23 protein-coding genes are annotated in these 24978 nt (G+C 40.8%); 9 read left to right on the top strand and 14 right to left on the bottom strand.

Annotation, left to right across the window (positions count from 1 at the left end):
- The first annotated feature begins 57 nt into the window (after window positions 1-57).
- Together uvrB and ACFSTG_RS02725 are read left to right on the top strand one after the other, a co-directional pair.
- Window positions 58-2061 (top strand): excinuclease ABC subunit UvrB, encoded by a 2004-nt coding sequence (uvrB, locus tag ACFSTG_RS02730; RefSeq protein WP_380748208.1) that lies wholly within the window; start codon window positions 58-60, stop codon window positions 2059-2061.
- Window positions 2062-2156: 95 nt separating this feature from the next.
- Window positions 2157-3371, top strand: a complete 1215-nt coding sequence (locus ACFSTG_RS02725) for a hypothetical protein (RefSeq protein ID WP_380748206.1) — start codon at window positions 2157-2159, stop codon at window positions 3369-3371.
- Between the two features lie 25 nt (window positions 3372-3396).
- On the opposite strand, the gene ACFSTG_RS02720 is transcribed toward ACFSTG_RS02725, so the two are convergent.
- A complete protein-coding gene (locus ACFSTG_RS02720) occupies window positions 3397-5451 on the bottom strand; it encodes an acetate--CoA ligase family protein (protein WP_380748204.1) in 2055 nt (684 codons plus the stop codon).
- Window positions 5452-5575: 124 nt separating this feature from the next.
- On the opposite strand from ACFSTG_RS02720, the gene ACFSTG_RS02715 reads away from it, so the two are divergent.
- Entirely contained in the window at window positions 5576-6793 is a 1218-nt protein-coding gene (locus tag ACFSTG_RS02715) for an aminotransferase-like domain-containing protein (protein ID WP_380748202.1), read from the top strand.
- Between the two features lie 224 nt (window positions 6794-7017).
- On the opposite strand, the gene ACFSTG_RS02710 is transcribed toward ACFSTG_RS02715, so the two are convergent.
- The 3 genes from ACFSTG_RS02710 to ACFSTG_RS02700 form a co-directional block, all read right to left on the bottom strand.
- Window positions 7018-7617, bottom strand: coding sequence for an indolepyruvate oxidoreductase subunit beta (locus ACFSTG_RS02710; RefSeq protein ID WP_380748200.1), 600 nt, complete (start codon window positions 7615-7617; stop codon window positions 7018-7020).
- A 24-nt stretch (window positions 7618-7641) separates the two neighbouring features.
- The gene (locus tag ACFSTG_RS02705; RefSeq protein WP_380748198.1) at window positions 7642-9255 is read right to left on the bottom strand and encodes a thiamine pyrophosphate-dependent enzyme; all 1614 of its coding nucleotides are present in this window, start codon (window positions 9253-9255) and stop codon (window positions 7642-7644) included.
- Between the two features lie 432 nt (window positions 9256-9687).
- The gene (locus ACFSTG_RS02700; protein ID WP_380748196.1) at window positions 9688-10131 is read right to left on the bottom strand and encodes an Hsp20/alpha crystallin family protein; all 444 of its coding nucleotides are present in this window, start codon (window positions 10129-10131) and stop codon (window positions 9688-9690) included.
- Window positions 10132-10349: 218 nt separating this feature from the next.
- Between ACFSTG_RS02700 and ACFSTG_RS02695 the strand changes: the two genes are divergently transcribed.
- Together ACFSTG_RS02695 and ACFSTG_RS02690 are read left to right on the top strand one after the other, a co-directional pair.
- On the top strand, window positions 10350-10613 hold the full coding sequence (locus tag ACFSTG_RS02695) for a DUF1456 family protein (RefSeq protein ID WP_380748194.1): 264 nt from the start codon (window positions 10350-10352) through the stop codon (window positions 10611-10613).
- Between the two features lie 5 nt (window positions 10614-10618).
- The gene (locus tag ACFSTG_RS02690) at window positions 10619-11308 is read left to right on the top strand and encodes a phosphoadenylyl-sulfate reductase (protein ID WP_380748192.1); all 690 of its coding nucleotides are present in this window, start codon (window positions 10619-10621) and stop codon (window positions 11306-11308) included.
- A 50-nt stretch (window positions 11309-11358) separates the two neighbouring features.
- Here ACFSTG_RS02690 and ACFSTG_RS02685 read toward each other — a convergent pair whose 3' ends face one another.
- The 4 genes from ACFSTG_RS02685 to ACFSTG_RS02670 form a co-directional block, all read right to left on the bottom strand.
- Window positions 11359-11688, bottom strand: a complete 330-nt coding sequence (locus ACFSTG_RS02685) for a hypothetical protein (protein WP_380748190.1) — start codon at window positions 11686-11688, stop codon at window positions 11359-11361.
- A 172-nt stretch (window positions 11689-11860) separates the two neighbouring features.
- Entirely contained in the window at window positions 11861-12205 is a 345-nt protein-coding gene (locus ACFSTG_RS02680) for a hypothetical protein (protein WP_380748188.1), read from the bottom strand.
- 170 nt (window positions 12206-12375) lie between these two features.
- Window positions 12376-13569, bottom strand: a complete 1194-nt coding sequence (gene sucC / locus ACFSTG_RS02675) for an ADP-forming succinate--CoA ligase subunit beta (protein ID WP_380748186.1) — start codon at window positions 13567-13569, stop codon at window positions 12376-12378.
- Between the two features lie 107 nt (window positions 13570-13676).
- A complete protein-coding gene (locus ACFSTG_RS02670; RefSeq protein ID WP_380748184.1) occupies window positions 13677-14330 on the bottom strand; it encodes an LON peptidase substrate-binding domain-containing protein in 654 nt (217 codons plus the stop codon).
- A gap of 213 nt (window positions 14331-14543) precedes the next feature.
- Between ACFSTG_RS02670 and lysA the strand changes: the two genes are divergently transcribed.
- Window positions 14544-15779: a diaminopimelate decarboxylase gene (gene lysA, locus ACFSTG_RS02665; protein ID WP_380748182.1), complete on the top strand. Its 1236-nt coding sequence runs from the start codon at window positions 14544-14546 to the stop codon at window positions 15777-15779.
- A gap of 176 nt (window positions 15780-15955) precedes the next feature.
- Window positions 15956-16423 (top strand): DUF4168 domain-containing protein, encoded by a 468-nt coding sequence (locus tag ACFSTG_RS02660; RefSeq protein ID WP_380748180.1) that lies wholly within the window; start codon window positions 15956-15958, stop codon window positions 16421-16423.
- Window positions 16424-16470: 47 nt separating this feature from the next.
- On the opposite strand, the gene ACFSTG_RS02655 is transcribed toward ACFSTG_RS02660, so the two are convergent.
- Window positions 16471-17442: a potassium channel family protein gene (locus tag ACFSTG_RS02655; protein ID WP_380748178.1), complete on the bottom strand. Its 972-nt coding sequence runs from the start codon at window positions 17440-17442 to the stop codon at window positions 16471-16473.
- A gap of 140 nt (window positions 17443-17582) precedes the next feature.
- On the opposite strand from ACFSTG_RS02655, the gene ACFSTG_RS02650 reads away from it, so the two are divergent.
- Window positions 17583-18896 (top strand): erythromycin esterase family protein, encoded by a 1314-nt coding sequence (locus tag ACFSTG_RS02650; RefSeq protein WP_380748176.1) that lies wholly within the window; start codon window positions 17583-17585, stop codon window positions 18894-18896.
- 10 nt (window positions 18897-18906) lie between these two features.
- A complete protein-coding gene (locus ACFSTG_RS02645) occupies window positions 18907-19593 on the top strand; it encodes an MBL fold metallo-hydrolase (RefSeq protein WP_380748174.1) in 687 nt (228 codons plus the stop codon).
- A 196-nt stretch (window positions 19594-19789) separates the two neighbouring features.
- Here ACFSTG_RS02645 and ACFSTG_RS02640 read toward each other — a convergent pair whose 3' ends face one another.
- From ACFSTG_RS02640 to ACFSTG_RS02620, 5 genes are read right to left on the bottom strand one after another with little or no spacing between them, the layout of a single operon-like run.
- Window positions 19790-20938, bottom strand: a complete 1149-nt coding sequence (locus ACFSTG_RS02640) for a hypothetical protein (protein WP_380748172.1) — start codon at window positions 20936-20938, stop codon at window positions 19790-19792.
- 4 nt (window positions 20939-20942) lie between these two features.
- Complete coding sequence (locus ACFSTG_RS02635) at window positions 20943-21641, bottom strand: ABC transporter ATP-binding protein (protein WP_380748170.1); 699 nt, start codon at window positions 21639-21641, stop codon at window positions 20943-20945.
- A 4-nt stretch (window positions 21642-21645) separates the two neighbouring features.
- Complete coding sequence (locus ACFSTG_RS02630) at window positions 21646-22863, bottom strand: ABC transporter permease (protein WP_380748168.1); 1218 nt, start codon at window positions 22861-22863, stop codon at window positions 21646-21648.
- A 2-nt stretch (window positions 22864-22865) separates the two neighbouring features.
- Window positions 22866-24086, bottom strand: a complete 1221-nt coding sequence (locus tag ACFSTG_RS02625; protein ID WP_380748426.1) for an ABC transporter permease — start codon at window positions 24084-24086, stop codon at window positions 22866-22868.
- Window positions 24086-24856 (bottom strand): outer membrane lipoprotein-sorting protein, encoded by a 771-nt coding sequence (locus ACFSTG_RS02620; protein ID WP_380748166.1) that lies wholly within the window; start codon window positions 24854-24856, stop codon window positions 24086-24088. Before ACFSTG_RS02620 ends, ACFSTG_RS02625 begins: the two co-directional genes overlap by 1 nt.
- Window positions 24857-24978: the final 122 nt, after the last annotated feature.

Here is a 24978-nt window from a genome sequence, read left to right as displayed (position 1 = left end):
CCTCTTTTTTGATTACGCATATTAAATAGTTACTTTTGCAGGTTCGAAAAATGCCCTATGAAATTTAGAGTTCAATCAGATTTTAAGCCCACCGGAGATCAGCCTGGCGCCATAAGCCAGCTGGTAAATGGAATAAATACAAACGAAAGATACCAGACCCTCTTGGGGGTGACAGGTTCAGGAAAGACATTCACCGTTGCGAATGTTATTGAGGAAGTTCAAAAACCCACCCTGGTCCTGGCACATAATAAGACCCTTGCTGCCCAGCTTTATTCGGAATTCAAGCAATTCTTCCCCGATAATGCGGTGGAATATTTTGTTAGCTACTACGACTACTACCAGCCTGAGGCCTTCATTCCCTCGTCGGGAACTTATATTGAAAAGGATCTCTCCATCAATGAGGAGATCGAAAAATTGCGTTTAAGCACCACCTCTTCCCTGCTTTCGGGAAGGAGGGACGTGATCGTAGTAGCTTCTGTTTCCTGTCTTTACGGTATAGGAAACCCTGTAGAGTTCAAGAAGAATGTGATCTCTATTGAGAAGGATATGGTGATCTCCCGTACCCAGCTGCTTCACAAACTGGTGCAAAGCCTTTATTCCCGGACTGAAGCAGAGTTCAACCACGGGAATTTCAGAATAAAAGGGGATACCGTTGATATTTACCCAAGCTATGCCGACAATGCCTTCAGGGTGCATTTCTTCGGAGATGAGATCGAAGAAATAGAAGCCTTTGATCCGGCAACCAATGAGGTGCTGGAGAAATATGAGCGCCTGAATATTTATCCGGCCAACATGTTCGTGACCTCTCCTGATGTTTTGCAGGGAGCGATCAGGGAGATCCAGGATGACCTTGTGAAACAGGTAGGTTATTTTGAAGATATTGGGAAACACCTTGAAGCAAAGCGGCTGGATGAGCGCACGAATTTTGATCTTGAGATGATCAGGGAACTTGGCTACTGTTCCGGAATTGAAAATTACTCACGATATCTGGATGGAAGGTTACCCGGTACGAGACCTTTCTGTCTTCTGGATTATTTTCCTGATGATTACCTGATGGTAGTAGACGAGAGTCACGTAACCATTCCGCAGGTACACGCCATGTACGGCGGAGACCGTTCCCGAAAGGAAACCCTGGTGGATTACGGCTTCCGTCTCCCGGCAGCTATGGATAACCGCCCTTTGAAGTTTGAAGAATTTGAAGCCCTTCAAAACCAGGTAATATACGTGAGTGCAACTCCGGCAGATTATGAACTTCAGAAGACCGAAGGACTCTATATTGAGCAGGTGATTAGACCCACAGGCTTGTTGGATCCAGTGATCGAGGTAAAACCCAGTCTAAACCAGATCGATGACCTTATAGAAGAAATGCAGCTACGTATTGATAAAGATCAGCGTATTTTGGTGACCACCCTTACCAAACGTATGGCCGAGGAGCTGACAAAATATTTGACCCGTATTAATATTCGTTGCCGCTATATTCATAGTGATGTTGATACCCTGGAAAGGGTAGAGATCATGCAGGATCTTAGAAAAGGAATTTTTGACGTGCTGGTTGGGGTGAATCTTTTAAGGGAGGGGCTTGACCTTCCCGAAGTTTCTTTAGTAGCCATTCTGGATGCTGATAAAGAAGGTTTCCTGAGAAGTAACAGATCCCTGACCCAGACCATCGGGAGAGCTGCGAGACATTTGGAAGGTAAAGCTATTATGTATGCTGACAGGATCACTGCCAGTATGCAGAAGACCATTGATGAAACCGAATACAGAAGGGAAAAACAGCTGAAGTATAACGCCGAGAATAATATTACTCCCACTGCCCTTAAAAAATCTTTTGAAAACATGTTGGTCAAAAAGAAACCGGAACCTTACCAGTATGAAGTTGCTCCCGATCTTAAAGCTGCGGAAGCTGAGACGGAATTCTTCAGCAAACCCCAGCTGGAAAAAAGGATAAGGGAAAAACGAAAAGCAATGGAATCGGCTGCTAAAGAACTGGATTTTATGACGGCTGCCAAACTACGTGACGAGATCAAGATGTTGCAGGAGAAGGTCCAGGAGGCTTCCTGAGTGTTAAAATAATTATATTGTTCTGTATGCCAGTCGATTAATTTTTTACATTTATTCAATTCTTTGGTGTCTCCCCGTTAATTTGGTAAAAAGTTTTGAAGCAATACTTCTTTTTTGGAGCACTATTTCTTGTGACCTTGTTTCCTGCTACGGCACAGGTGGGGATCAATACTACAGATCCTAAAGCCCAGCTCGATATAGCTATTGAAGACCCCGGAGCTCCTGGAGCTACCGACGGGATCCTTATCCCCCGGATATCCAGGTTCCCCGCTGCACAACCAACAGTAGCCCAGAATGGGATGATGGTTTTCCTTGATACTTCTACGGAAAATTTCCCGGTGGGATTCTACTACTGGAATTCAACAGGTAAGGAATGGAAAGGGATAGGCCAGGAAGCCTCTTCAGATTTTTACAGGGTAGGCACAACAAGTGCTGCTGCAAGTAAGAAGGAATCTATCTTCAGAACTGGAAACGTCAATATTGGCGGGGAGGCTGAAAATGTCAAATTAAAGGTGATCCTTCCCTCTTCTGAAGATCATGCGATCAGGACCGGATTTGAAGTGGAAAACGCTAGCAGCTCCCCAAAAAACGTTACTTATGGGATCATAAGCAGCAATCGCTCTGTCACAGCCGATAAAAAGTATGGGATTAAGAACCTGGTAAGTGCAGATGGAACAGGCATTCACTATGGGATCTTCAACGAAACCTATCAGAATACGAATGAGGAGATCTACGGGATCTATAATGATGTTGGAAAGACCTTTGGCGCCACCAAAAACCACTATGGGATCTATAATAAGATAGGTACCATACAAGGTAATGGAACAGTTTATGGTATTTACAGCACGGCAGCAGGAAATGACCCCCGAAAGGTATTTGCCGGTTATTTTGCCGGAAGACTGGGAATAGGTGCCACCCCTGCAGAGGAATATATACTCCCCGATGTAAGGGGAACTCAGGATCAGGTGCTGATGACCGACGGGAATGGGCTGGTAACCTGGAGACATCCAAATGCCAAAACCTACACCTCCACCACTTCTTCAACCGGCTCCTACCTTATCCCTGATGAAACATATACCCTGAGGATCAATGACCAGGTGAGCAGTATAACCATTCCAGATGCCGCCACCAACAAAGGCAGGATCATTTATTTGATCAACTGGCCGGGAAATTCCTTCAAGACTTTTACTTTTTTAAACGGAAATGATCTTTTTGACGTGACCACGAACAGCACGGTTAGTGGAATCAACGGTTCTCAAAAAATGATGATCCAGAGTGCGGGCAACAGATGGATACTTCTGGACAAATAATAAAACCTTCAAAAAAGAGCTTTATCTATTTTTCTAATCGAATTCTTACATCCACAGCGATCAGGTCTTTTTCAGTAGCCATAAGAGGATTAAGGTCTATTTCTGCAATTTCCGGAACCACAGTCAGCAGGTCTGAAATTTTTACGATAGTTTCAGCAAATAATCGAATGTTGATTCCCGCCTGACCTCTTACGCCTTTTAATATAGGATAGGCTTTAAGATCAGTGACCATATTAAAGGCCTCATCCTCTGAAACAGGGATCATTGCAGCACTTATATCTTTCAGCACCTCCACAAAAATTCCGCCCAGTCCGCATAGAATTACATGAGGATAATTAGTTTCCTTTTTTGCCCCAATGAAAAGTTCCATTCCCTTCATCATAGGCTGAATTATAACACCAACTGCTCCTTCAATTTTCATCAACTTATTGAAACTGTCATATAATACCGTTTCATTGGAAATATTTAATATGACCCCACCTACATCAGATTTGTGTAAAGGTCCCTCAACTTTTAGAACTACAGGATACGTAACAGACTTTGAGATCTTGTTTAGTTCTTCTTTATTCTCAATATGATACGGAGTTGCAAAATTTAGTCCTGCATATTCCAATAAGGTAATAGCTGTTTCTGTAGGCATGTAACCGTCTGGAAGCGCATCTACCAGTTTTCTTATATTTTCAAAAAACGGAAAGTCAGGATCCTTAGTTTCATCACCAATTAAGGTGTGGTTGTAAACCTTCGTCAGGGCATTTCCGAATAAGACTTCATCATGAAAAGCGATATTTCCTTTCTTTATAAACTCACGGATTTCATTTTTCACATTCACCACTGATGGTAATATGGCATAGATAGGCTTTTGGGAAGTCCTGATCTTTGCATTCAATACTTCATATACATCATCCACTGCGGTTAAGCCCGGACTCCCGAAAATGACTGCCATGGCATCGATTTCAGGACAATTTTCGCAATAATCAATAATGTCACTTAATTGTTGAGCGTTTCCTGTCGCTAAAAAGTCAATGGGATTTGATACTGAAGACCCCTCGAACAACCCGCTTAATAAAGCTTCGCTTTCTTTTCCTTTAAGATGAGGGATTTTCAGTCCGTTCCTGGACAAGACATCTGTCAGCATTACTGCCGGGCCTCCGGCATGGGTAATGATGGCTATGTTCTTTCCTTCGGAATCTTTTTGCTGAAGTATGGCCGCAACTGTAATAAGTTCGTTTCGGCCATAGCAACGTATTATTCCTGCTTTTTTGAATAAGGTATCAACAAAAACATCTGAATTGGCTATGGCTCCCGTATGTGAGGAAGCCGCCCTGTTTCCAGCTTCTGAACTTCCGGCCTTAATAGCCGCTATTTTGCAGCCTTTACGTATCAATGAGGCCGTATGTTTTAAAAGCTTTAGTGGATCCTTAATACTTTCAATATAAAGCAGTTTTACTTTTGAACCCGATTCATTTTCAAAGGAATGATCTAAGTATTCCAGGATCTCTTCCACTCCTATTTGAGCACTGTTCCCAACGCTATAAATGCTTGAAAACGTCAGCCCCATACTCTGGGCGGCTTCAATGATAAAAACTGCTGTTGCACCTGAACCCGAAATAAAATCAACTCCGTGATCATCGAGTTGAGGAATGGGTGTCGTAAAAACTCCTGTGTAATATTTATTTATCAATCCAATGTTGTTGGGACCCAATAAACTTCCACCTTTTTCATTGATCAACTTGACAATTTCACTTTCCAGCTTAGCTCCTGCTTCATCTTTTTCACTAAAGCCGGCCGAGAAGATTATAAATCCTTTCGTGTTCTTCTGCTGAGAAAGAACCTTCACTGTTTCAAGAACATATTTTGCCGGGATCGCGATAATAGCCAGGTCAACTTCAGGAATATCATTGATGATATTGTATGATTTCACCCCCTGAACAAGCTCCTGTTTGGGATTGACCGCAAATAGTTTTCCTTTAAATTCATGATCGATCAGGTTTTTTAAAACCCTGCCACCGGGACTATGAATATTATCAGAACCTCCAACAACGACAATACTTTCGGGATGGATCAATTTCGAATGAAGCATAAGAAATAAAGGATTTACTCACGGTAAAGAAATAAATTTAAAATAGGACATTAGCTGACATTCATCACAATCTGTTTGATTTTCTCTTTGTTAATTTGAGAAACCAGTCAAAACTTTTCACGCTATGTATGCATTTTCGAACGCAGTTAATTCCATGCATTCTGAGGACGTTAAACAATTAATGAAACAGGCTTCCGGAAAAAATCTGATCTCATTTGCCGGTGGGATGCCGAACAATCATCTCTTTCCCGTAGAACAAATTGATGAGATCTATAATTCTTTGCCTGAAACTGTAAAAAAATTGTGTTTCCAATACGGCCCGACCTCCGGTTATCCTCCTCTGGTCAAGTCATTAGAAGACTATCTGGAAAATAAGGGTGTGGTTGTTGGCGATAATAAGATTTTAGTCACCACCGGGTCACTCCAGGCCATCTCTATTATTACCCAGGAATTTGTTAACGAAGGAGATATTATATTGACAGAAAACCCATGTTTCGTGGGAGCTTTAACGGTTTTTGAAACTTTTGGAGCTGAAATACATAGTATACCAATTGATAAGCATGGTATTGATATAGAGGCTTTAAAAAGCAAAATTGAGTCTTTAGAACGAAAGCCTAAATTTTTATATGTTACTCCTAATTATCATAATCCCGCCGGGATCATTTACTCTCCTGAAAGAAAAAAAGAGCTTCTGGAAGCCTTATCTGGTACAGGAATAATATTACTGGAAGATGATGCCTACAGCGACCTGTATTTTAATGAAGATGAAAAACACCTGACAAAAGCCATGAAATCATTTGGTGTCAAGGATGTGGAAATAATTTATACAGGTTCATTTTCAAAAATACTTGGTCCGGGTTTTAGATTGGGCTTTATGTTGTCTTCGGAAGAAATTTTCGAAAAAGCAGAAACAGTTAAACAAGCCCTGGATGCCTGTACTTCTAATTTCATGCAAATCCTGGGAAATGAATTTTTAGTACAAAACAAATTGGAACCTTATTTGAAGTTTTTGAGAAGTGAATATCAGGAACGCAGAGATTTGCTTCAGAAACACCTGAAAACCCATATGCCGAAAGAAATCACCTGGAACGAACCAAAAGGAGGATTTTATGTCTGGCTTAAATTACCGCCTAATATCAGTTCGACAGATATATTCAATGAAAGTGTCACAAAAGGTGTCGTTTTCGTAACCGGCAGAACCTTTGATCCGGCAAGTAAAAAAGATGACAGGTTGCGACTTTCCTTTTCGAATATGCCAAAGGATCAAATTGAAAAAGGGGTGATTATCTTATCTGAAGCAATTAAAGAAGTACTTCAGAATTCTAAAGTGGTTCTTTCATAAATGGTTCTTAAACCTGGATAAAAGTTACTTCAAAATTCTTTCAATATTCTAGCTTAGAAAAATTAATTTCCCTTCGGTCATAAAAAATTCGTTCCGTTTCATGATTGTTCATTTTTTTGCTTGTCCAAAAAAAAGAACCTTCATAAGGAGAATCTGGTGAAAAAGAAAATTCTCTGAAAAAGAAAAGGTCAATGAAAACCTTTTCAGTAGAATTCATTTCCAAATTATTTACTGGGAGCCAAACTAGTGATCCCTTCCGCAACTTTCTTTCCTTCATAAAAAGCTTCCAGGTTCAACCTTATAATCTTTTCACTTTTATGCTGAAATAACTTCTTAATGGCTTCGATCATGCTGTCTTCCGGTAAAGGTATAATTGCAGAAGCCGCTCCCAGCAATACTATATTGGCAACTTTTGAATTCCCGATGGTTTTCGCAATTTCTGTTGCATTAACAATGACATGATTCGGATGTTTTTTGATCTGATCGAACAGATCATTTTTTTCAGGATAATTCGGAGTGTTGATAAATGATTCTGAATCTGTAACCAGCCAGCCATCTTTCTTCAAAAAGGGAAGATATCTCAATAATTCCATTGGTTCTACCGATAAAATTAAATCAGCCCTTCCCTCCGGAATGAGATCAGAGAATATTTCCTTATCAGATATTCTCACATGGGATTGAACGGCACCACCGCGCTGGCTCATCCCGTGAACTTCAGATTGTTTAATGAACAAATTCTGGCTTAAAGCAGCTGTATCCAAAACCGCAGCAATGGTTAGAATCCCCTGACCCCCAACACCTGATAATATTATATTTGTTTTCATTCTCTAAGTTTTGATTTTAATAGATCAGTTTAATGCCGCAATTTTAGCTTTAATTTCTTCTTTTTGATCTCTTGATAGTCTCACGCAGGGTCTTTCAGAAATAATGACAGAAACCCCTTTATATTTCAATTCATTTCGCAATAATTCTACATTCTCTTCGTGATTCTTCCTGAGCGGAACTATTGTTTTCAGATGTTCAGGATGGACTCCAAGCCCTAAACAGATCTTGTGCAATCTTCCTACTGCAGTTGATTCCTGGGCTCCCGTCATGGCAACAGCAGAGTTGTCTGAAATAATAACCGTAATAGGTGTGTTTTCATATACGGCATCCAAAAGCCCTGTCATACCCGAATGTGTAAATGTGGAATCCCCAATAACTGCAATAGCATTCTCCAGCCCGGCATCTGCAGCTCCTTTTGCCATTGTGATGGAAGCGCCCATATCTATCAGGGTATTGATGGTGTTCAAAGGTGGCAAAGCCCCCAGGGCGTAACAGCCAATATCTCCAAACACGTTTTTGTTCCCAATTTCAGGAATTAACTCATTTATAGTATTAAAAAGATCTGTATGACCACAACCTTCACACAGCTGTGGTGGCCTTGGGGTAACTATAGAAGGAATAGGGTCAATATTGTTGTGGAAAAGCCCCAAAGATTTACCAACGATGTTAGGATTCAGTTCCCCGGTACGCGGTAGGTCACCGGATAACTTTCCTTTTATTTTATCATTTTCATCAAAATAGTTGTGTAATAACTCTTCTACAACAGGATAGCCGTCTTCTATAACCAGAATTTTATCACAGTGTTCGTATAAGGCTTTTACTTTTTCCCTGGGCAAAGGATATTGAGAGATCTTTAAAATAGAATAAGAAGATTCATTCTCTTCGATTTTTTCCATCACATAGTTATAGGCTAAACCACATGCTATGATCCCTATGCCTCTGTCCTTACTTAATTTCAGGCTATTTAATTTAGAATTCTCAGAATGTTCGATCAATTCATCCTGTTTCCTGACCAGCAGATCAAATTGCTTTTTAGCATTCATAGGTAGTAAAGCAAATCGGGACGTATCTGAAGGTAAATTTATATCGTTTTGTTTACGCCTTTCCGTTATTTCTATACCTGCGCGGGAATGCGATAAACGGGTGACCATTCTTACCAATACAGGTAATTTCAAGTCTTCAGAGAGATCAAAGGCATATACCATAATATCATAGGCTTCCTGCTGATTTGAGGGTTCCAGGATAGGGATCATCGCAAATTTTCCATAAAAACGCGAATCCTGTTCATTCTGCGAGGAATGCATTGAAGGGTCATCTGCTACTACCACTACAAGACCGCCATTTACCCCGGAAACAGCCATATTCATAAAAACATCTGATGCCACATTTAAACCTACATGCTTCATGACCACCATAGCTCTCTTGCCTACATAGGACATACCTAAAGCAGCTTCCATGGCGGTTTTTTCATTAACAGACCAGGTCGTGTGTATCTTTAATTCCTTTGCAAGTTTTGACTTTTGAATATATTCGGTTATTTCAGTTGAAGGTGTGCCGGGATAAGCATACACCCCTGACAAACCTGCGTCGATACTTCCCTGAGCAAGTGCTTCATTACCTAAAAGTAAACGTTTCATCTGTTGGAATTTTGTTTTTATATGGTAGGTATGTTCTGATCTTCATCGACATCCCTTAAACTATTTAGTTGTGCAACTAATTTAAAAGGATCAGGATTATTAGAGTATGATCTTCATCATGCGGTGATCTATTACAAACCGGAAAATTTTCACCTTTCCAAAGTGCATTCAACGATAAATTATTACCCCCAGATAACAGGTTTAACAAATGACATTTTTGAGAGATATTGGGCTAAAGCCCTTTTATAAGTAAATATTGTTAACCTCCGAATCCATCGGGAGGCAATTCATTTTCCATTTAAGATAAAATGCTTATTGAATCACCTCCACCTAAAGGTGGAGACTTAAATACTGCCCCTCCCCGGGGTTTTAACCCAATAAAAAAACGCTCCAGGGAAAGGAGCGTTTTTTCATCATTTCTGAGACCTTTGATTACCCGATCTCGATCATTCTCTTTGGCTGTACCTTAGCCTCATCTTTTTTAGGCAGCATGATCTCAAGAACTCCGTTGTTATAAGTTGCTGAGATCTTTTCACTGTCTACGGTTTCAGGAAGGCTAAATGACCGTTTGAAATTGTTGTAACTAAACTCCCTTCGGGTAAACCTACCGTTCTTTTCAGTCTTTTCTTCTTCTTTTTTCTGTTCAGAAGAAATGGTTAACACATCATTGTCCAATTCGATCTGGAAATCTTCCCTGGTCATACCGGGAGCCGCTACTGCAACCATGAAGTTGTCATCGCTCTCCTGAATATTCACAGCAGGAATACTGGTTCCTATACTGTTCACATTGGTTGTTCCTCCTAACCAATCAGTCTTAAACATATCGTCAAAAACTGATGGCAGCCAATTGGCCTCATTTCTTTTTATTAAGCTCATATTTTTAAATTTTAAGGTTTTTCATTTATCCATTAGCAAACAAAATACCACCGCAAAAAATAAGACATTATGTCTTAAATCAAGATGTTATTCATGACTTTATGGCATTTAAGACAAAAAAATCTTAATATTGGTGGTTAAATTTATTGAAGTGCTTCAGTGGGTTATTAAACTTATGTATTTTTACCCGCGATTCCCGACAAACAAAACACTGAAGTATGCCTCTTTCCAACAATGATATATTTAAAAAATTAAGGGTCGCCTTAAAACTTCGCGATGAGGATATAGTACATATATGCTCGCTGGTAGATTTCAAGGTTACAAAAAGTGAAATTGGTGCCATTTTCAGAAGTGAGGATCACCCCAAGTATATGGAATGCGGAGACCAGTTTCTGAGGAATTTCCTTAACGGTTTGGTTATCTACAAACGGGGGCCACTTCCAAAAAAGGAGGATAAGAAGAAAAAGGAGGAAAAGAAATAAGGTCTATGAACGAAACCGCAGAAAAAAGAATTTTCACGGAACACGAAATTACCCTCCTGAACAAGAAATACAAGGATCTTACTTTAGACGAACGTATCAGGGAGTTATATAACGACTTTTCACAGGATGAGATCATGCTCACCAGTTCCTTTGCTGCCACCTCGGCTTTCTTACTGAAGCTCTTCTCTGATATCAAAAGAGATCAACCCGTATATTTTATAGATACAGGTTATCACTTCGAAGAAACCCTGAAGTATAAGGGGGAACTAAGTGAGCGTTATGGCCTGCAGGTGATATCTGTCAGCGCGATCAAGGAAGAACACGATTTTACCACCGCAGACGAAACCTGGAAAAAGAACCCCGATTTTTGTTGCTATATCAATAAGGTGAAGCCGCTTGACCGCATTAAATCAAAGTATAATGTATGGGTGAGCGGACTCATGGAATGGCAAAGTGATCACAGGGCCAGCCTGGACATTTTTGAACACCGTGGAGAGATCCTTAAATTCTACCCCTTACTGGATGTTTCCAAAGAGGAGCGCGACAATTTTATTAAAGAACATGACCTGCCGTATCACCCGCTGGTGGCCAAAGGTTATAATTCTATAGGTTGTACTCATTGTACCGTTGCCGGAGATGCACGTAACGGCAGGTGGAACAACAACCCAAAAACAGAGTGCGGCCTGCACCTATAAAAAAGATCCCGGTATAAAAACCCGGGATCTGAATTGCACACAGAATTTTTTCATGCTTTATGTTCGACCTTAAGCTCATAGATCTTATCCATTCGCCAGGAATCCCCGGGAAGTTCTGTATTTTCGAACTTTTTCTGAATCAGGTCATTAAGTTCAAGGTCTGTGGAAGCTACACGTAAGCTCTGAATTTTTTGATCTTCAGAAACTGAAAAGAACAAGATTACGGTAAGATCCTTTTCTGCCCCACAAGTGGCTTCGTCAAGCAATTTTTCAACTTCCGCAGAAAGAGAATCCGGATTAATAAAATTCAAAGCAGGAGCATTATCAAAGTTAATACTCAGTGAGATTGTCAATACGAGAGATAATACAAAAGTTTTCATAACAGTCTGATTTTAAGATTGATTGATGATATACTTAATAGACTTTCCCAAATCTCTTTCGTTACACTACTCCACACTTTTTTAACTGATCTTTAATAGATTACAAAAATTTGAAATGGAACACCATAAAAAAACCCGGCTCATTGGCCGGGTTTAAAAGCTGAAATTTTTTCTACTCCAGGGACTGCATATTGATAGGTAATGCATAAATCTGGTCTGAAGACAAACATTCACTGTGCAATTTTCTGTTTTGTAATCTTCTTTGAATAAAGGTATTCACTTCCTGATTCGGGGAATTAACAGAAAGGATTTCTATCCTTTTATCTCCGGTAACCTGAAAAATGACGGTTACTTTAAATTCCTCCTCAATTACCAGTTGAGAATCAAAAAGCATTTTTTCAATTTCCTGAGAAATAGAGGTGGTGCTAACCTCTTTGGATACAGGATTGGAATCTGCGAACATTGAAGTGGTCAAACAGATAGCTAAGGCGACAAATACAGTTTTTAAAGTTTTCATAGTACTAAAGTTTAAAGTTTTTAGATTGATTGATGATATACTTCAAAGACTGAGGAGCCACCATTAGGTTACAGGCCTAATTTATATTTAACAAATTTTTAGCATAAACTTCAGGCATAAAAAAAGTCCCGGCAAGACCGGGACTTTTAAATCTATATAGAAAAACTGTGTTACGCCAGTACTTCGTGTACTTTGTCTGCAGCTTCCTGGAACTCAACGGCACTATGAACATCAAGTCCACTGTTGTCAATGATTTCTTTTGCGATATCTGCATTTGTTCCCTGTAAGCGAACAATAATAGGTACTTTGATCGCGTCTCCCATATTCTTATAAGCATCTACGATACCCTGGGCAACACGGTCACATCTAACAATACCTCCAAAAATATTGATGAGGATAGCTTTTACTTTTTCATCCTTAAGGATCAATCGGAATGCCTCCTCTACTCTCTTCGCATCGGCTGTACCTCCAACATCAAGGAAGTTAGCTGGTTCTCCACCGGCCTGTTTGATAAGGTCCATAGTTGCCATTGCAAGGCCTGCCCCATTTACCATACAGCCTACGTTCCCGTCAAGGTCTACATAATTAAGCCCAACAGCTCTCGCTTCGACCTCAACCGGGTTCTCTTCACGCACATCACGCATCTCTGCATAATCTTTATGACGAAAAAGGGCATTATCATCTATAGTTACCTTGGCATCAACGGCCATGATCTTATCATCACTTGTTTTAAGAACAGGATTGATTTCAAACAGCGCCGAATCAGATTTAGAATAAGCCTCATAAAGAGCCATAACGAATTTGGTCATTTCCTTAAAAGCAGCACCGCTTAGTCCAAGGTTAAAAGCGATCCTTCTTGCCTGGAAAGGCATCAGTCCAACTGCGGGATCGATCTCTTCATTAAAAATCAGGTGTGGTGTCTGCTCTGCCACAGTCTCAATATCCATTCCTCCTTCAGTGGAGTACATGATCATGTTCTTACCCGTAGCACGGTTTAAAAGAACTGACATATAATATTCTTCCGGCTCATTGTCTCCCGGATAGTATACATCCTCAGCCACCAATACCTGGTGCACTTTTTTACCTTCCGCAGAAGTCTGTGGAGTCACAAGGTTCATCCCTATGATCTGTCCTGCAATCTCTTCTACCTCCTGAAGGTTTTTTGCAAGTTTCACTCCCCCGCCTTTACCACGACCACCTGCGTGAACCTGGGCTTTGATTACATGCCATCCGGTTCCGGTTTGTTCAGTAAGTTTTTTTGCAGCATCTACTGCCTCTTTAGCATCTTGTGCAACGATACCTCTTTGTACGCGTACGCCAAAGCTGCTCAATATCTCTTTTCCTTGATATTCGTGTATGTTCATAATGAGGTGTTTCTTCTGTGTTTATTAGGTTCACAAAAGTAACAAACATTATAGGATTCTGCCAATCTTTTTTCTTCTGCAGAAAGGCCTTTGAAACAAGGTTTATTTCACTTCTGGCGAAGCCGGAATTCAGTAAAATCCAGGGGATCAAAATTCCGAAAATGACCATTGAGTTCGATGATGTATTTTGTACGGTTCATTTCCTGCACAATGGGTATGGTGATCAAGAGGTGGTTTATTAAATAGGAAAGACGATCTTTTTCTGACCGCAGTTTCAGGAGGGTATACTCCTGCTCAAGGGATAGGCCTATTTTATGGGCGAGAGTATAGCTTCGGAAGGTTTTACGGTCCATTACAGGTGCAGGTACTTCGAGATGAAGATAAAGTTCTCCTATCAGGTCGATCAATTGCAGGGTTTGTTCCTCTTCAGGATCATCAATATCTTCAATGAATTCCACATTGCCCCCTGCATAGATCTTTCCTTTTTCCTTGTGATCAAACTCGGTGATCCTGAATACCCTAAGGCCTTTGCAGATCACATCCCTGGCCCCGGAAGGATAAGTCTTTGCCACCTGAGATAATTCTACTTCGGTGCCATATTCAAGACGGTCATTGAGGTATACAGGGATCCCGAAAGTGAGGCCGGTAGCTTCACAATCATTAATTAACTGCTTGTAACGTTCTTCAAAGATGTGCAATGGTAATTTTTCACCAGGAAAGACTACACTTTGCAGAGGGAACAATGCTAATCGAGAGGTCATAACTGACTGATTTACAAAATGTAAAATACAAAAATCTTTTCTTTATTTTCCTGATGAAAGTCGGTTTTTTAAACCTTACTTTCAATTTGAACATTTTCCTGTTCGGATCTAATATCTTTAAAAATAACAAATTGTTAGAATTGGTTAATTTTAAACCGGCTGTACTGCCGTCAGGGAAATCTGCTTTACTTTTGCATTTTTAAATCTATTACCATGAACAATCAGGATCTTATAAACATCACTAAAGAATTTGGTAGTCCCGTCTACATCTATGATTCCGAAAGAATCATTTCTCAGTACAAAAGACTTATTAATGCTTTTAAACCGGTTAGGAACCTGAAGATCAATTATGCCGTGAAAGCCCTTTCCAATCTTAGCATCCTGCGATTATTCAACAGTCTGGGAGCCGGGCTGGATACTGTTTCTATCCAGGAGGTGAAGCTGGGGCTGGAAGCCGGAGTAGATCCCAAAAAGATCATTTATACCCCTAATGGAGTATCTCTTGAAGAAATCGAGGAAGTTGCGGAAATGGGCGTACAGATCAATATAGATAATCTTTCGATCCTGGAACAGTTTGGTTCCCGACACCCTGGGGTGCCGGTATGCATCAGGATCAATCCCCACGTAATGGCCGGTGGAAATACCAATATCTCTGTAGGTCATATAGATTCCAAATTTGGGATCTCCATTCACCAGATCCCGCATTTAATGCGCATTGTAGAGAACACCGGGATGAACATTAACGGCATCCATATGCATACCGGTAGTGATATCCTCGACATTGAAGTTTTCCTTTATGCCTCTGAGATCCTTTTCGATACTGCAAAGAATTTTAAGGATCTTGAATTCATTGATTTTGGAAGCGGCTTTAAAGTGCCTTATAAAGAAGGGGATATAGAGACCAATATCGAGGAACTGGGAGAAAAACTTTCCGCGCGTTTCAACAAATTTTGTAAGGAATATGGCAGGGATCTTTCCCTCGCTTTTGAACCAGGAAAGTTCCTGGTAAGCGAATCGGGAAAGTTCCTGGTAAAAGTAAATGTGATCAAACAAACAACCTCCACTGTTTTTGCACAGGTAGACAGTGGTTTTAATCACCTCATACGACCTATGCTCTACGGGTCAAGGCATGAGATCCACAATATTTCCAATCCGGGTGGAAAAGAACGCTTCTATTCGGTGGTGGGATATATTTGTGAGACTGACACTTTTGCGAGCAACCGACGCATAACCGAGATAAAAGAGGGAGATATTCTGGCTTTTGACAATGCCGGGGCGTACTGCTTCTCCATGGCGAGCAATTATAATTCCCGCTTTCGCCCCCCAGAAGTGCTATGGCATGAAGGTAAAGCCCATCTTATAAGACAAAGAGAGACCTTTGAAGACCTGGTGCATGGTCAGGTCCCATTCCAATTTGAAACTCAAAAGGCTAAGAAAATGTCCAAATAGAAGATCAGGATCTTTTTCCGCAAGAAATAAATTTGTAAATCCCGATAATACTTTAAGACCTTCCGGATAGGGTTGTATTAGTTAATTGTTTTAAAAAACTCACTGAACAGCCTCCCAATTATTTTGTCTCTTATCCCTCGTTTTTTAGGTTTGGGGTTTAACCGAAAATTACAGTTATGATCTTAAGGACAAAACAAATTGCCGCCATCCTTCTTTTTTTGGTGACAGGATCAGGGGCAGTTGCTCAAACCGCACCCGCGACCCAGGCAGTACAGACAGAAGTAAGCGAGGATGAACTCACCAGGTTCGCAGGTACATTTCAGCAAATGAGAATGATGAACCAGGAGGTTCAGGTCAAAATGACCCAGGTTATTTCCGAAGAAGAGATGGAAATAAAACGCTTTAACGAGATCCATATGGCAACTCTGGACCCTTCCGTAGAAGTGGAGGTTACAGAAAAGGAACAGGAAAAATATTCTGAAATAGTTTCAGAAGTGGAAAAAATTCAACTTGATTTTCAGGAAGACATGGAGGAAATCATTCAGGAGTCAGGTCTCACAGTAGAGCGATATCAGGAGATCGCAACTCAACTGGAAACAGATCCTGAATTACAACAACGGCTGAAAGACCATTTTCAGCAGTAACAATATAATTTAAGAACTAAAAAAGCAGCCTTTCGGCTGCTTTTTTATTATTCCGGGTCCAGCTTATAGACATCATCCCAATCCCATCCGGCATATTTAAGACTGGAAGTGAACCACGGGTCAATTTCCTTTCCGTCAGGAAAGTCATAGCCGTACTTCTTCCAGGAACCTCGCAGGGTCCTTAATTTTTCTTCTTTATGAATGGCAGACTCAGGCCCTTCAATCCCAATCTTGAGGTATTTTTCTATGGCATTAAGGATCTTTTGGATCTTTGCCCGTTGAATAGTATCCTCCCCCCAATCCAGTTGCAGTACGGTCAATACCTCATGAAGCCTGGCCAATTGTAAAATAAGGGCAGAGTTCCTTTTTTTGGTAAGGAAGTAGTTGACCATGGGAAAGGACAGATAGCTGCTGGCATTTTTAAGGATCTGTTGCCGCAGGTCACTGCTGTCTGACATGAGGAATTCCAGCTCATCCTGCTTTTTAAAATAATGATATAACCCTTCATAATCTTTTCCAACCGTGGAAATATAGAAGGATAGTTCCTTTTTCGACAATACAGCACTTACCACACTAAGTAGGTAGGTTAATCCCGTGGTGATGAGAATAAAACCGGAAAAGGACAAAATTCCCACCAGGATCCTGCTGGTATCATTTCCCGGAGTAAAATCTCCAATCCCCAGCGTTGATAGCATGTAACCGGTAAAATAGAATCTCTCGGCATAGGTTGCGGGAACAAAGGTTGTTCCGTTAATGACCATATTCTCTCCCGCCGTAAAAATGAGATATGTCCCCGAAAAATGTAATGCCATCCAAACAAAGGTGGTAAGCAGCAGATGAATTACTCCGGAATAATTATAAATAGATCTGCTCCTGTTCTTAATGATAAGTCGGTTCAGGGTTCTGTTGAGCCATTCTGAGATCCACCCAAATCCGTTTCCTGAAAGGGTGGTATGAAAGAAGTCCAGAAAGGTGATTATGATGATCGCTAAACCTAGAATGATCTGTAATGTCTCCATGAGTCCCAATTTAATTAAAACCCCCTTAAAATTATTTAATAAGGACTTAAACTTTTCTAAAGCCACTCCTCCTGTCGGCAACTTTCCAAAATAATATTTGTAAATTAAATCAACAGGACTTCCCTTAAAAACAAACTATTATGGCAAATATGATCAGTAATTTCACCTCGCAACCAGATCTGTCTAACAAACATATTCGTCCCCTTGAAAATGCCGGCGATCTCGACCCGTTACTCGAAAGGATAGGAGATTCAAAATATGTCTTGCTGGGGGAAGCCAGCCACGGCACCCATGAATATTACACCTGGCGTGCAGAGATCTCTAAGCGTCTCATTGAAGAAAAAGGGTTTTCTTTTGTAGCGGTAGAAGGTGACTGGCCAGATTGTTTTAAGATCAATCGCTGGGTAAAGAACTTTCCGGGTTCAGAAAACAGCATTAAGGAAGTGCTGCAGGAATTCAAACGCTGGCCTACCTGGATGTGGGCGAACTGGGAGATAGCTGCTTTTGCCAAATGGATGAGGAAGCACAACGAGAATCTCGAAAATCCTGAGAAAGTAGGTTTTTACGGACTGGATGTTTACAGCTTATGGGAATCTATGGAAACCATTGTAAAGTATCTTGAAAAGGAGGATCCGGAAACGGCTGTCCTTGCCAGACAGGCAGCAGATTGTTTCGAGCCTTACCGGAAAAATGATTCCTATGTCACTGCCTACCGCAATATGAAGCCCAGGTGCAGGAATGAAGTCGTACAGTTACTTTCTGAAGTACGGCTGCAAACACATCGCTATGACCACGAATCTGAAGCAGGGCTGAATGCAGAGCTGAATTCCCTGGTCATGAAAAATGCTGAAAAATATTATGAAGCTATGGCCCATTTCAACAGCTCCTCCTGGAATGTCAGAGATTCTCATATGGTGGAAACCCTTAATACCCTTATGGACTACCACGGGGATGCTGCCAAGGTCATCATCTGGGAACACAATACACATATCGGCGATGCCCGGGCGACAGATATGGCTGCCCACGGTATGCATAATGTGGGCCAGTTAGTAAGACAACAGCACAATGATGAAGGCGTGGTGCTGGTTGGATTCGGTTCTTATGAAGGCTCTGTGATCGCAGGGGAATTCTGGGGAGGAAAGATGACTAAAATGGAATTGCCGAAGGCCATTGAAGGAAGCGTGGAAAAGCTACTGCACCAGCTTGGAAAAAAGAATAAATTACTGATCTTTGATGAGGACTCGCCGATAACGGAGATCTTCAGTTCTCGTATGGGCCATCGTGCAGTTGGGGTTGTTTATGACCCTCACAGGGAAAGAGGGAATTATGTCCAGTCAATAATGTCTCAACGGTATGACGCTTTCCTCTATATAGATAAGACCAAAGGATTGCACCCGCTACATCTTACTCCAGACGGACATCTCACCCCAGATACTTATCCCTTCGGAATTTAAAAACTTTTCCATGAAAATCAAGATCCTGGGCACCAGGGGAAAAATTGAACCCAAGGCGCCTCATTACACCAATCACACCGGATTTTTACTGGACGAAAGGATCCTGATAGACGTTGGCGAACCCGTTTATATGGATCACAAGCCGGAAGCAATCATCTTTACCCATTTTCATCCCGATCATGCATATTTCGTTCCCGAAAAGGAAATTTTCTCCCCAAAGATCCCTCTGTTCGGGCCAGAGGAGCACGAGCTGGTGCCTAACCTGAAGATCATCACGGGAAAATTTCACGTCAATGGATACAAGTTTACTCCCATTCCTGTGATCCACGCTCTTAAACTAAAATCTCTCGCTTATCTGATCGAAAAGGACGGAACAAAACTATTCATTACTGGGGATGTGGCCTGGATCGAAAAAGCCAATCTCGCTGAACTTCCCAGGGTAGATCTAGTGATCACAGAAGCCTCCTTCATTAGAAAGGGCGGAATGATAAGAAGGAAAAAAGATCGCATTTTTGGCCATACAGGAGTACCCGATCTGATTAGGCTGCTGAGTCCCTATACAAATAAAATGGTTTTCACCCATTACGGCACCTGGTTCTTTGAAAATATCAATGAGTCGAAGAAAATGATCAGGGAACTGCAAACCGAAGAGACAGAACTCATCCCCGGGTATGACGGAATGGAACTGGAAATTTAACCGTCCAGCAGGTCCCTGAGTTTTTCTTCTTTATGAGCGACAGCTTATAATTGCAATTCCTGTAATGATCTGTGCGTCTGCATGTTTCCTGAATTAATTAAAACCTTCTTAAAATTTTCCTGCAGCCAATTAGAATTTTCTAAAGTTTATTTCAGACCGAAGGGAATACCGAAAATGACCTTTATTAGAATTAATTTTAAAAACTATAACGAAGTCTTAAAAAGAAACTATTCCCCAAAGTTTTGTAATCTTCAAATTCGAAAAATGACTGCCCGGTAAAGTTCAGGTCCCAGTTGGTGGCCAAAGAATAATTAAGAGAGGGCATTACAATTACGGAATGTCTCGTGGGAGAATAGATGAAATTAGCGGTACCCGAAAAAATGGGGGTGAACTCCTTTGAAAGTTGAAGGAAAAAAGAGTATTTAAAGGGCATCAGGTTTTTGGCGCTGATCCTGGCCAGCGCGAGATCTTCTATTGCTGAAAAAGAATTATCAGCAGAACTATTATAGAGCACCGAACTATTTAAATACAAGCCTTTCTCAAATGCGTAATCTATTGAAATAGAGGCGCTCATTACATTTTCATCCCCGGGGTAATCTTCGTAAGGCACAAAATAGGATATCTCTCCTTTAAAACCGGCATCCTTCAGGTTTCCTGCCCATCCGGTCCCAACTACCCAGTCTTTTTGGTACACCCCGGTCAAAAATTGAATATCATAAGTCCATTTATTGAATTTGTACATTCCAGCGACAATAAGATCATCATTTTGCTCTCCTTTTTTCGCTGTTAATTCGATCTTGTTAAAGTCTCCGGTATAATATTGTATCCTTACAGCATCACTGCCGGGACGTTCTTCGTAATCAAAGTCCAGGAAATTATAAGTGTTGAAGATATCATTTGGGTTCCACACCAAATTCATCCCCCAATTAATCCGCTGCCGGCCGAGGCTTATATCCCAATTACCTTTTGTATAGTTCACCAGCGCCCTGTCAATAAGGGTATTAAAGATCAGGTTATCTTCTTCAATTAAATTAACGGAAAGATCTACCAGGCCGGGATCATAATCAATCATTTCAGAAAAAACCGGGAAAGATCTTATACGATCCCCGTAATAGATTCTGTTCCTCACTTCCAGTCTGATGCTAAATTCATCATTTGGCAGGTATTTAAAATTAAGCCGGTTGTGAATAAGGCTTGTCCACTCCAGTTGTTCCAGCCTGTCAATAAAGCTGAATTCATGAAGGTTTTTAATATATCCGTCTACAGAGACCTTTGGCGTGTCTTGTGAATTCATATTGAATGGCACCAACATTACCAAAAGCAGGTATAGGCTCCATTTTTCCATGACCTTAGATTGGAGTTTGCTGCACATCTGAATCCACCCGACCGTCAACAAGGGTGATCACCCTTCTTGCTTTCTTAATGACACGGGCGTCATGAGTTGAAAAAAGAAAAGTTATATTTTCCTCGCGGTTCAGTTTTGCCATGGTATCCATCAGTTTATTGGCCGATTTCGAATCCAGGTTTGCAGTAGGTTCATCAGCCAGAACAATTTGAGGTTTAGAAGCCAGGGCCCTTGCCACTGCCACCCTTTGTTGTTGCCCCCCTGAAAGCTCTCCGGGCTTATTGTCGATTTTATCTTCGAGTCCTATTTCCTTCAGCAACTCCATTACCCGCTCCTTTCTTTCTTTTTTCGGAACATTCTGAAGCTGCAGTACGAAACCTATATTTTCTTTTGAAGTCAGCACGGGAATCAGGTTAAAGGATTGAAATACGAAACCTATATTGTGAAGCCGGAAATCAATAAGCTTATTTTCTGAAAGTTTGGTGATCTCGACATCATCAATTATCACACTGCCCGACGTAGGTTTATCCAGCCCCCCCATCATATTAAGCAGTGTAGATTTTCCCGAACCTGAAGGCCCCACTAAAGCCACAAATTCACCTTCTTCAATATGTACATGAACATCCTGTAGCGCTTTCACGGGCACCATGGTTTGATTATATATCTTACTGATCTTATGCGCGTCTATTATAGTTCTGGCCATAATCTTATATTTTTCTGATCGCTTCTGAAGGATTTAATTGAAGAGCTTTATACGCCGGATAAATAGCCGAAAGCAGTGCAGTGATCAAACACATAATGGCTACTATTCCGTATTTCTGATCATCTAAAGCCGGATAGATCACAGGACTAAATCCATAAGAAGATAGTCCTTCAGAAAACATGGAAATATTTATCCCATAATTCCCGAGTATTTTTATAGTCAGCCAACCTATCAATAAACCCACAGGGCAGCCTATTAATGACAGGTAAAGGGTTTCAAGCATGATCATAAGGAATATTTTCAACTTATTGAGCCCAATTGCCATAAGCATTCCCAACTCCCGAATACGCTCAAGGACTGACATGAGCATAGTGTTGACGATCCCAAATGTGAGGGCTAACAAAATTATTCCAGTGATAATGTAGGTGTAGAGATTAAAGGATTCTATGACCAGTCTTAGTTCAGGGGCCATTTCTTTCCAGTCCTCCACCTTTGAACCGGGTGCAATACTATTTGCATATTCCTTTATGGAACCCAGGTTTTCTTCACTTTTCAGAAGTATCGCGATTTCATTAGTCTCATCTTGTCTCAATCCTAAAAATTCTCTCAACTTAGGTCTTAATACATATACATTCACTTCATCTAAAGAAAGATTCCCAGACCGGTATATCCCCCCAACTCTGAAAGCACCTGAAATAATATCAGAATTTACATCAGTGAAGGTGAGCACCACTTTGCTTTTCAATTTAACCTTTAGTTTTTTCGCCAGTTTTTCCCCAATCAAAATCTCATTTTCTTTTCCTGATTCAAAATAACCTCCCTGCCTGACATTTTCATTGAGTCTTATCTGCTGCTTTTCAGAATCAGGGTCTATCCCTATGATCTTCACCCCTCCTGCCGTTGTGGTTGAAGAGATCATTCCAGAAGTAATTACCCGGGAGCTTACCGCTGCCACCTTGGGCTGGCTCTTGAGCTTTTCTAAAATCCTGTTTGATTCTGGAACAGTAAGCTTCGCATCATTCTCTTTTGAAAATAAAGGATGGTGAATTTGAAGATGAGAAAGTTGCTTATAGACCGTTTCGTCAATATTGTTCTTATACATGCCCCAGGCAAAGGCGAGAATGAAAATACCTGCCCATAAACCAATGGCAATAGAGCTTGTTACAATAAGACTGCGAGTTTTATTGCGCCAAATATTCCGCCAGGCAATTTGAACCAACATCTTTAACTATTTATAGCAGCTATAGGTTTCAGCTTCATTACTTTTATTCCCGGATATAACGCCAGTATAACAGACAGCAACAACACAATTAAGGTTTGAGTGATAAATATCTGTTGATCTTCAGAAAAGAAGATAATTGGATCTATTCCGTAAGTTTGATACACTTCCTTAAGTTCTCCTGTAAAATAAATAGGATGTTCAGTGAACCACAGGATTACAAGACGGGCGCCAATCACCCCTGCAAAACAGCCAATCAGGGAGATCATTACAGACTCCAACAACAGGATAAAGGCTAACAGTTGTTTTTTCATGCCAATGGCGACAAGTATCCCAAATTCCCTAAGTCTTTCAAAGGTCATCATGAGCAGGGTTCCGAAAAGCCCAAAAGAGATTATCAGGTAAAGTATTCCTATTATTATCAAATGCCCGGTACTGTCAGCTTCAATAAACTGGTCTATTTCCGGCATCATTTCCTTCCATGTCATGATCTCATATTTTTCGGGATCAATACGTGCATCTATATTTGATTTTAATTCTTTAAGGTCTGCTGATTTCTTTAGCATAATTGAGATGGCCGTGAGGCGATTCTCAGCACCATACATTGACTGAGCCTGTTTAAGAGGCATATAGACAATATTGTCATTCAATTCAGGGGACCCCATACTTATGACACCCTTTATCCTGTATTTTCCGGCGGCACTGCTCGCATGATACCCCTGGCCAAGCAAAACCAGGCTGTCATTAATTTTCAAGTGAAGATGTGACGCCAGTCCCTCCCCTATCACCACGGCATTTTCATCTTCCTTCTCCAGATACTTTCCTTTAGTTACTTTTTCATGAAGGTTATTGACTGCTTTTTCCTTTTGAGGGTCAACTCCCAGGATCATTACCCCTTTTGTTTTATCCTCAGAAGAAGCAAGGGCAAAACTTTCCAGACGCGGCATTATCTGTGTAACGCCGGGTTGTTGCAGTAGCTTTTGGTCCAACTCAGGGTTAGACTCAAAGGTGTTATCAATAGATTGTTCATCCCAATAGCCTTTTTGATGGACCTGCAGGTAACCCGAAGAATAACTCACCATATTCCTGATCATATTTTCATATACTCCGTCTGTGACAGATCTAGTGAGTATAGCGAGTAACACGGCAAAAAAAATGGATGTGGCTGTAATCAGCGTTCGTCGCTTATTACGCCAGATATTCAGCCATGCGATCTTTAAGAACATCACTTCAATTGTTTCATATTACGGGTAGTGAAAAAGTTGTCATTGATCTCTTTGTCAAAAACAATATCATTGTAAATAATGAGTGTTTTGTAACCTTTCTTGTCCACCGGGATCATTTCAACTACAGAAGTGATCTTACGCCCACCCATCATTTTAATTTCCCCGGAATTCATCACGTTCACCAGTTCCCCGTCTTCATCATAGAACTCGGCTTTAAGCTGCAAAAAATCCCTGGTGTCTACCCAAACAATAACCTTTTCCCAGACTATAGCAGCATCAGGCTTCGGAATCATCTCGATCTTATAGGTTTCTTTGCCATTTAGGTTCTCCTTGCCGAGGATCTTGTGTTCGTAGTCCTGAACTGTTGACGCCTCTTTAACAAGGTCATCATTTGTAAAATCTGTACCCATCCAACTTTGAGACATCATAGAGGGCGGTAATTTTATATTCCGTTCTATAGAAGGGATCCAATTCCAAACTTCTTTTTTTCTCTTTAAAAAAGCAGTGCCTTTTTCTTTGGCCGGAGATTTCACCAGGATCATGGAATAATCATCACCCTTGGTCCAGCTTTTCATATTCATATCGCGCTTCCAGGTGGGTCTGATTATCTGTATATCAACATCAGCTACAGAACTTTTGCCGCGCATGTTTTCATCGGCTTTTTCAACGATTTCTTTAGCGGTCAGTTCCTGTTGCGCCTCAAGTGAAGGGGTGAAAAAGGTCAAAAGTGACGTTAAAAACAGCAGATTTAAAATTGAATGTTTTTTCATACCTAAATCTAGCCAATATGAGCGATGAATAAAATGACACATATCATCCCAATAAACTGGATCCCAAGGGTTTCTTTGTTTTTACTTTGTTAAAAAACCTCTTTAAAATTAACCTCCCACCA

The organism is Salinimicrobium flavum, from assembly GCF_042684505.1.
GTDB classification, from domain to species: domain Bacteria; phylum Bacteroidota; class Bacteroidia; order Flavobacteriales; family Flavobacteriaceae; genus Salinimicrobium; species Salinimicrobium flavum.
This window is presented reverse-complemented; position numbering and strand designations above follow the sequence as displayed.

Excerpts from the sequence above, each read along its gene's own strand:
- ACFSTG_RS02620 (WP_380748166.1), bottom strand. The coding sequence starts at position 24,856 with ATGAAAAAACATTCAATTTTAAATCTGCTGTTTTTAACGTCACTTTTG.
- ACFSTG_RS02680 (WP_380748188.1), bottom strand. The coding sequence starts at position 12,205 with ATGAAAACTTTAAAAACTGTATTTGTCGCCTTAGCTATCTGTTTGACC.
- ACFSTG_RS02635 (WP_380748170.1), bottom strand. The coding sequence starts at position 21,641 with ATGGCCAGAACTATAATAGACGCGCATAAGATCAGTAAGATATATAAT.
- ACFSTG_RS02690 (WP_380748192.1), top strand. The coding sequence starts at position 10,619 with ATGAACGAAACCGCAGAAAAAAGAATTTTCACGGAACACGAAATTACC.
- ACFSTG_RS02720 (WP_380748204.1), bottom strand. The coding sequence starts at position 5,451 with ATGCTTCATTCGAAATTGATCCATCCCGAAAGTATTGTCGTTGTTGGA.
- ACFSTG_RS02695 (WP_380748194.1), top strand. The coding sequence starts at position 10,350 with ATGCCTCTTTCCAACAATGATATATTTAAAAAATTAAGGGTCGCCTTA.
- ACFSTG_RS02650 (WP_380748176.1), top strand. The coding sequence starts at position 17,583 with ATGGCAAATATGATCAGTAATTTCACCTCGCAACCAGATCTGTCTAAC.
- ACFSTG_RS02670 (WP_380748184.1), bottom strand. The coding sequence starts at position 14,330 with ATGACCTCTCGATTAGCATTGTTCCCTCTGCAAAGTGTAGTCTTTCCT.
- uvrB (WP_380748208.1), top strand. The coding sequence starts at position 58 with ATGAAATTTAGAGTTCAATCAGATTTTAAGCCCACCGGAGATCAGCCT.
- ACFSTG_RS02640 (WP_380748172.1), bottom strand. The coding sequence starts at position 20,938 with ATGGAAAAATGGAGCCTATACCTGCTTTTGGTAATGTTGGTGCCATTC.
- ACFSTG_RS02710 (WP_380748200.1), bottom strand. The coding sequence starts at position 7,617 with ATGAAAACAAATATAATATTATCAGGTGTTGGGGGTCAGGGGATTCTA.
- ACFSTG_RS02655 (WP_380748178.1), bottom strand. The coding sequence starts at position 17,442 with ATGGAGACATTACAGATCATTCTAGGTTTAGCGATCATCATAATCACC.
- ACFSTG_RS02630 (WP_380748168.1), bottom strand. The coding sequence starts at position 22,863 with ATGTTGGTTCAAATTGCCTGGCGGAATATTTGGCGCAATAAAACTCGC.
- ACFSTG_RS02715 (WP_380748202.1), top strand. The coding sequence starts at position 5,576 with ATGTATGCATTTTCGAACGCAGTTAATTCCATGCATTCTGAGGACGTT.
- ACFSTG_RS02700 (WP_380748196.1), bottom strand. The coding sequence starts at position 10,131 with ATGAGCTTAATAAAAAGAAATGAGGCCAATTGGCTGCCATCAGTTTTT.
- ACFSTG_RS02705 (WP_380748198.1), bottom strand. The coding sequence starts at position 9,255 with ATGAAACGTTTACTTTTAGGTAATGAAGCACTTGCTCAGGGAAGTATC.
- lysA (WP_380748182.1), top strand. The coding sequence starts at position 14,544 with ATGAACAATCAGGATCTTATAAACATCACTAAAGAATTTGGTAGTCCC.
- ACFSTG_RS02685 (WP_380748190.1), bottom strand. The coding sequence starts at position 11,688 with ATGAAAACTTTTGTATTATCTCTCGTATTGACAATCTCACTGAGTATT.
- ACFSTG_RS02625 (WP_380748426.1), bottom strand. The coding sequence starts at position 24,086 with ATGTTCTTAAAGATCGCATGGCTGAATATCTGGCGTAATAAGCGACGA.
- sucC (WP_380748186.1), bottom strand. The coding sequence starts at position 13,569 with ATGAACATACACGAATATCAAGGAAAAGAGATATTGAGCAGCTTTGGC.
- ACFSTG_RS02645 (WP_380748174.1), top strand. The coding sequence starts at position 18,907 with ATGAAAATCAAGATCCTGGGCACCAGGGGAAAAATTGAACCCAAGGCG.
- ACFSTG_RS02660 (WP_380748180.1), top strand. The coding sequence starts at position 15,956 with ATGATCTTAAGGACAAAACAAATTGCCGCCATCCTTCTTTTTTTGGTG.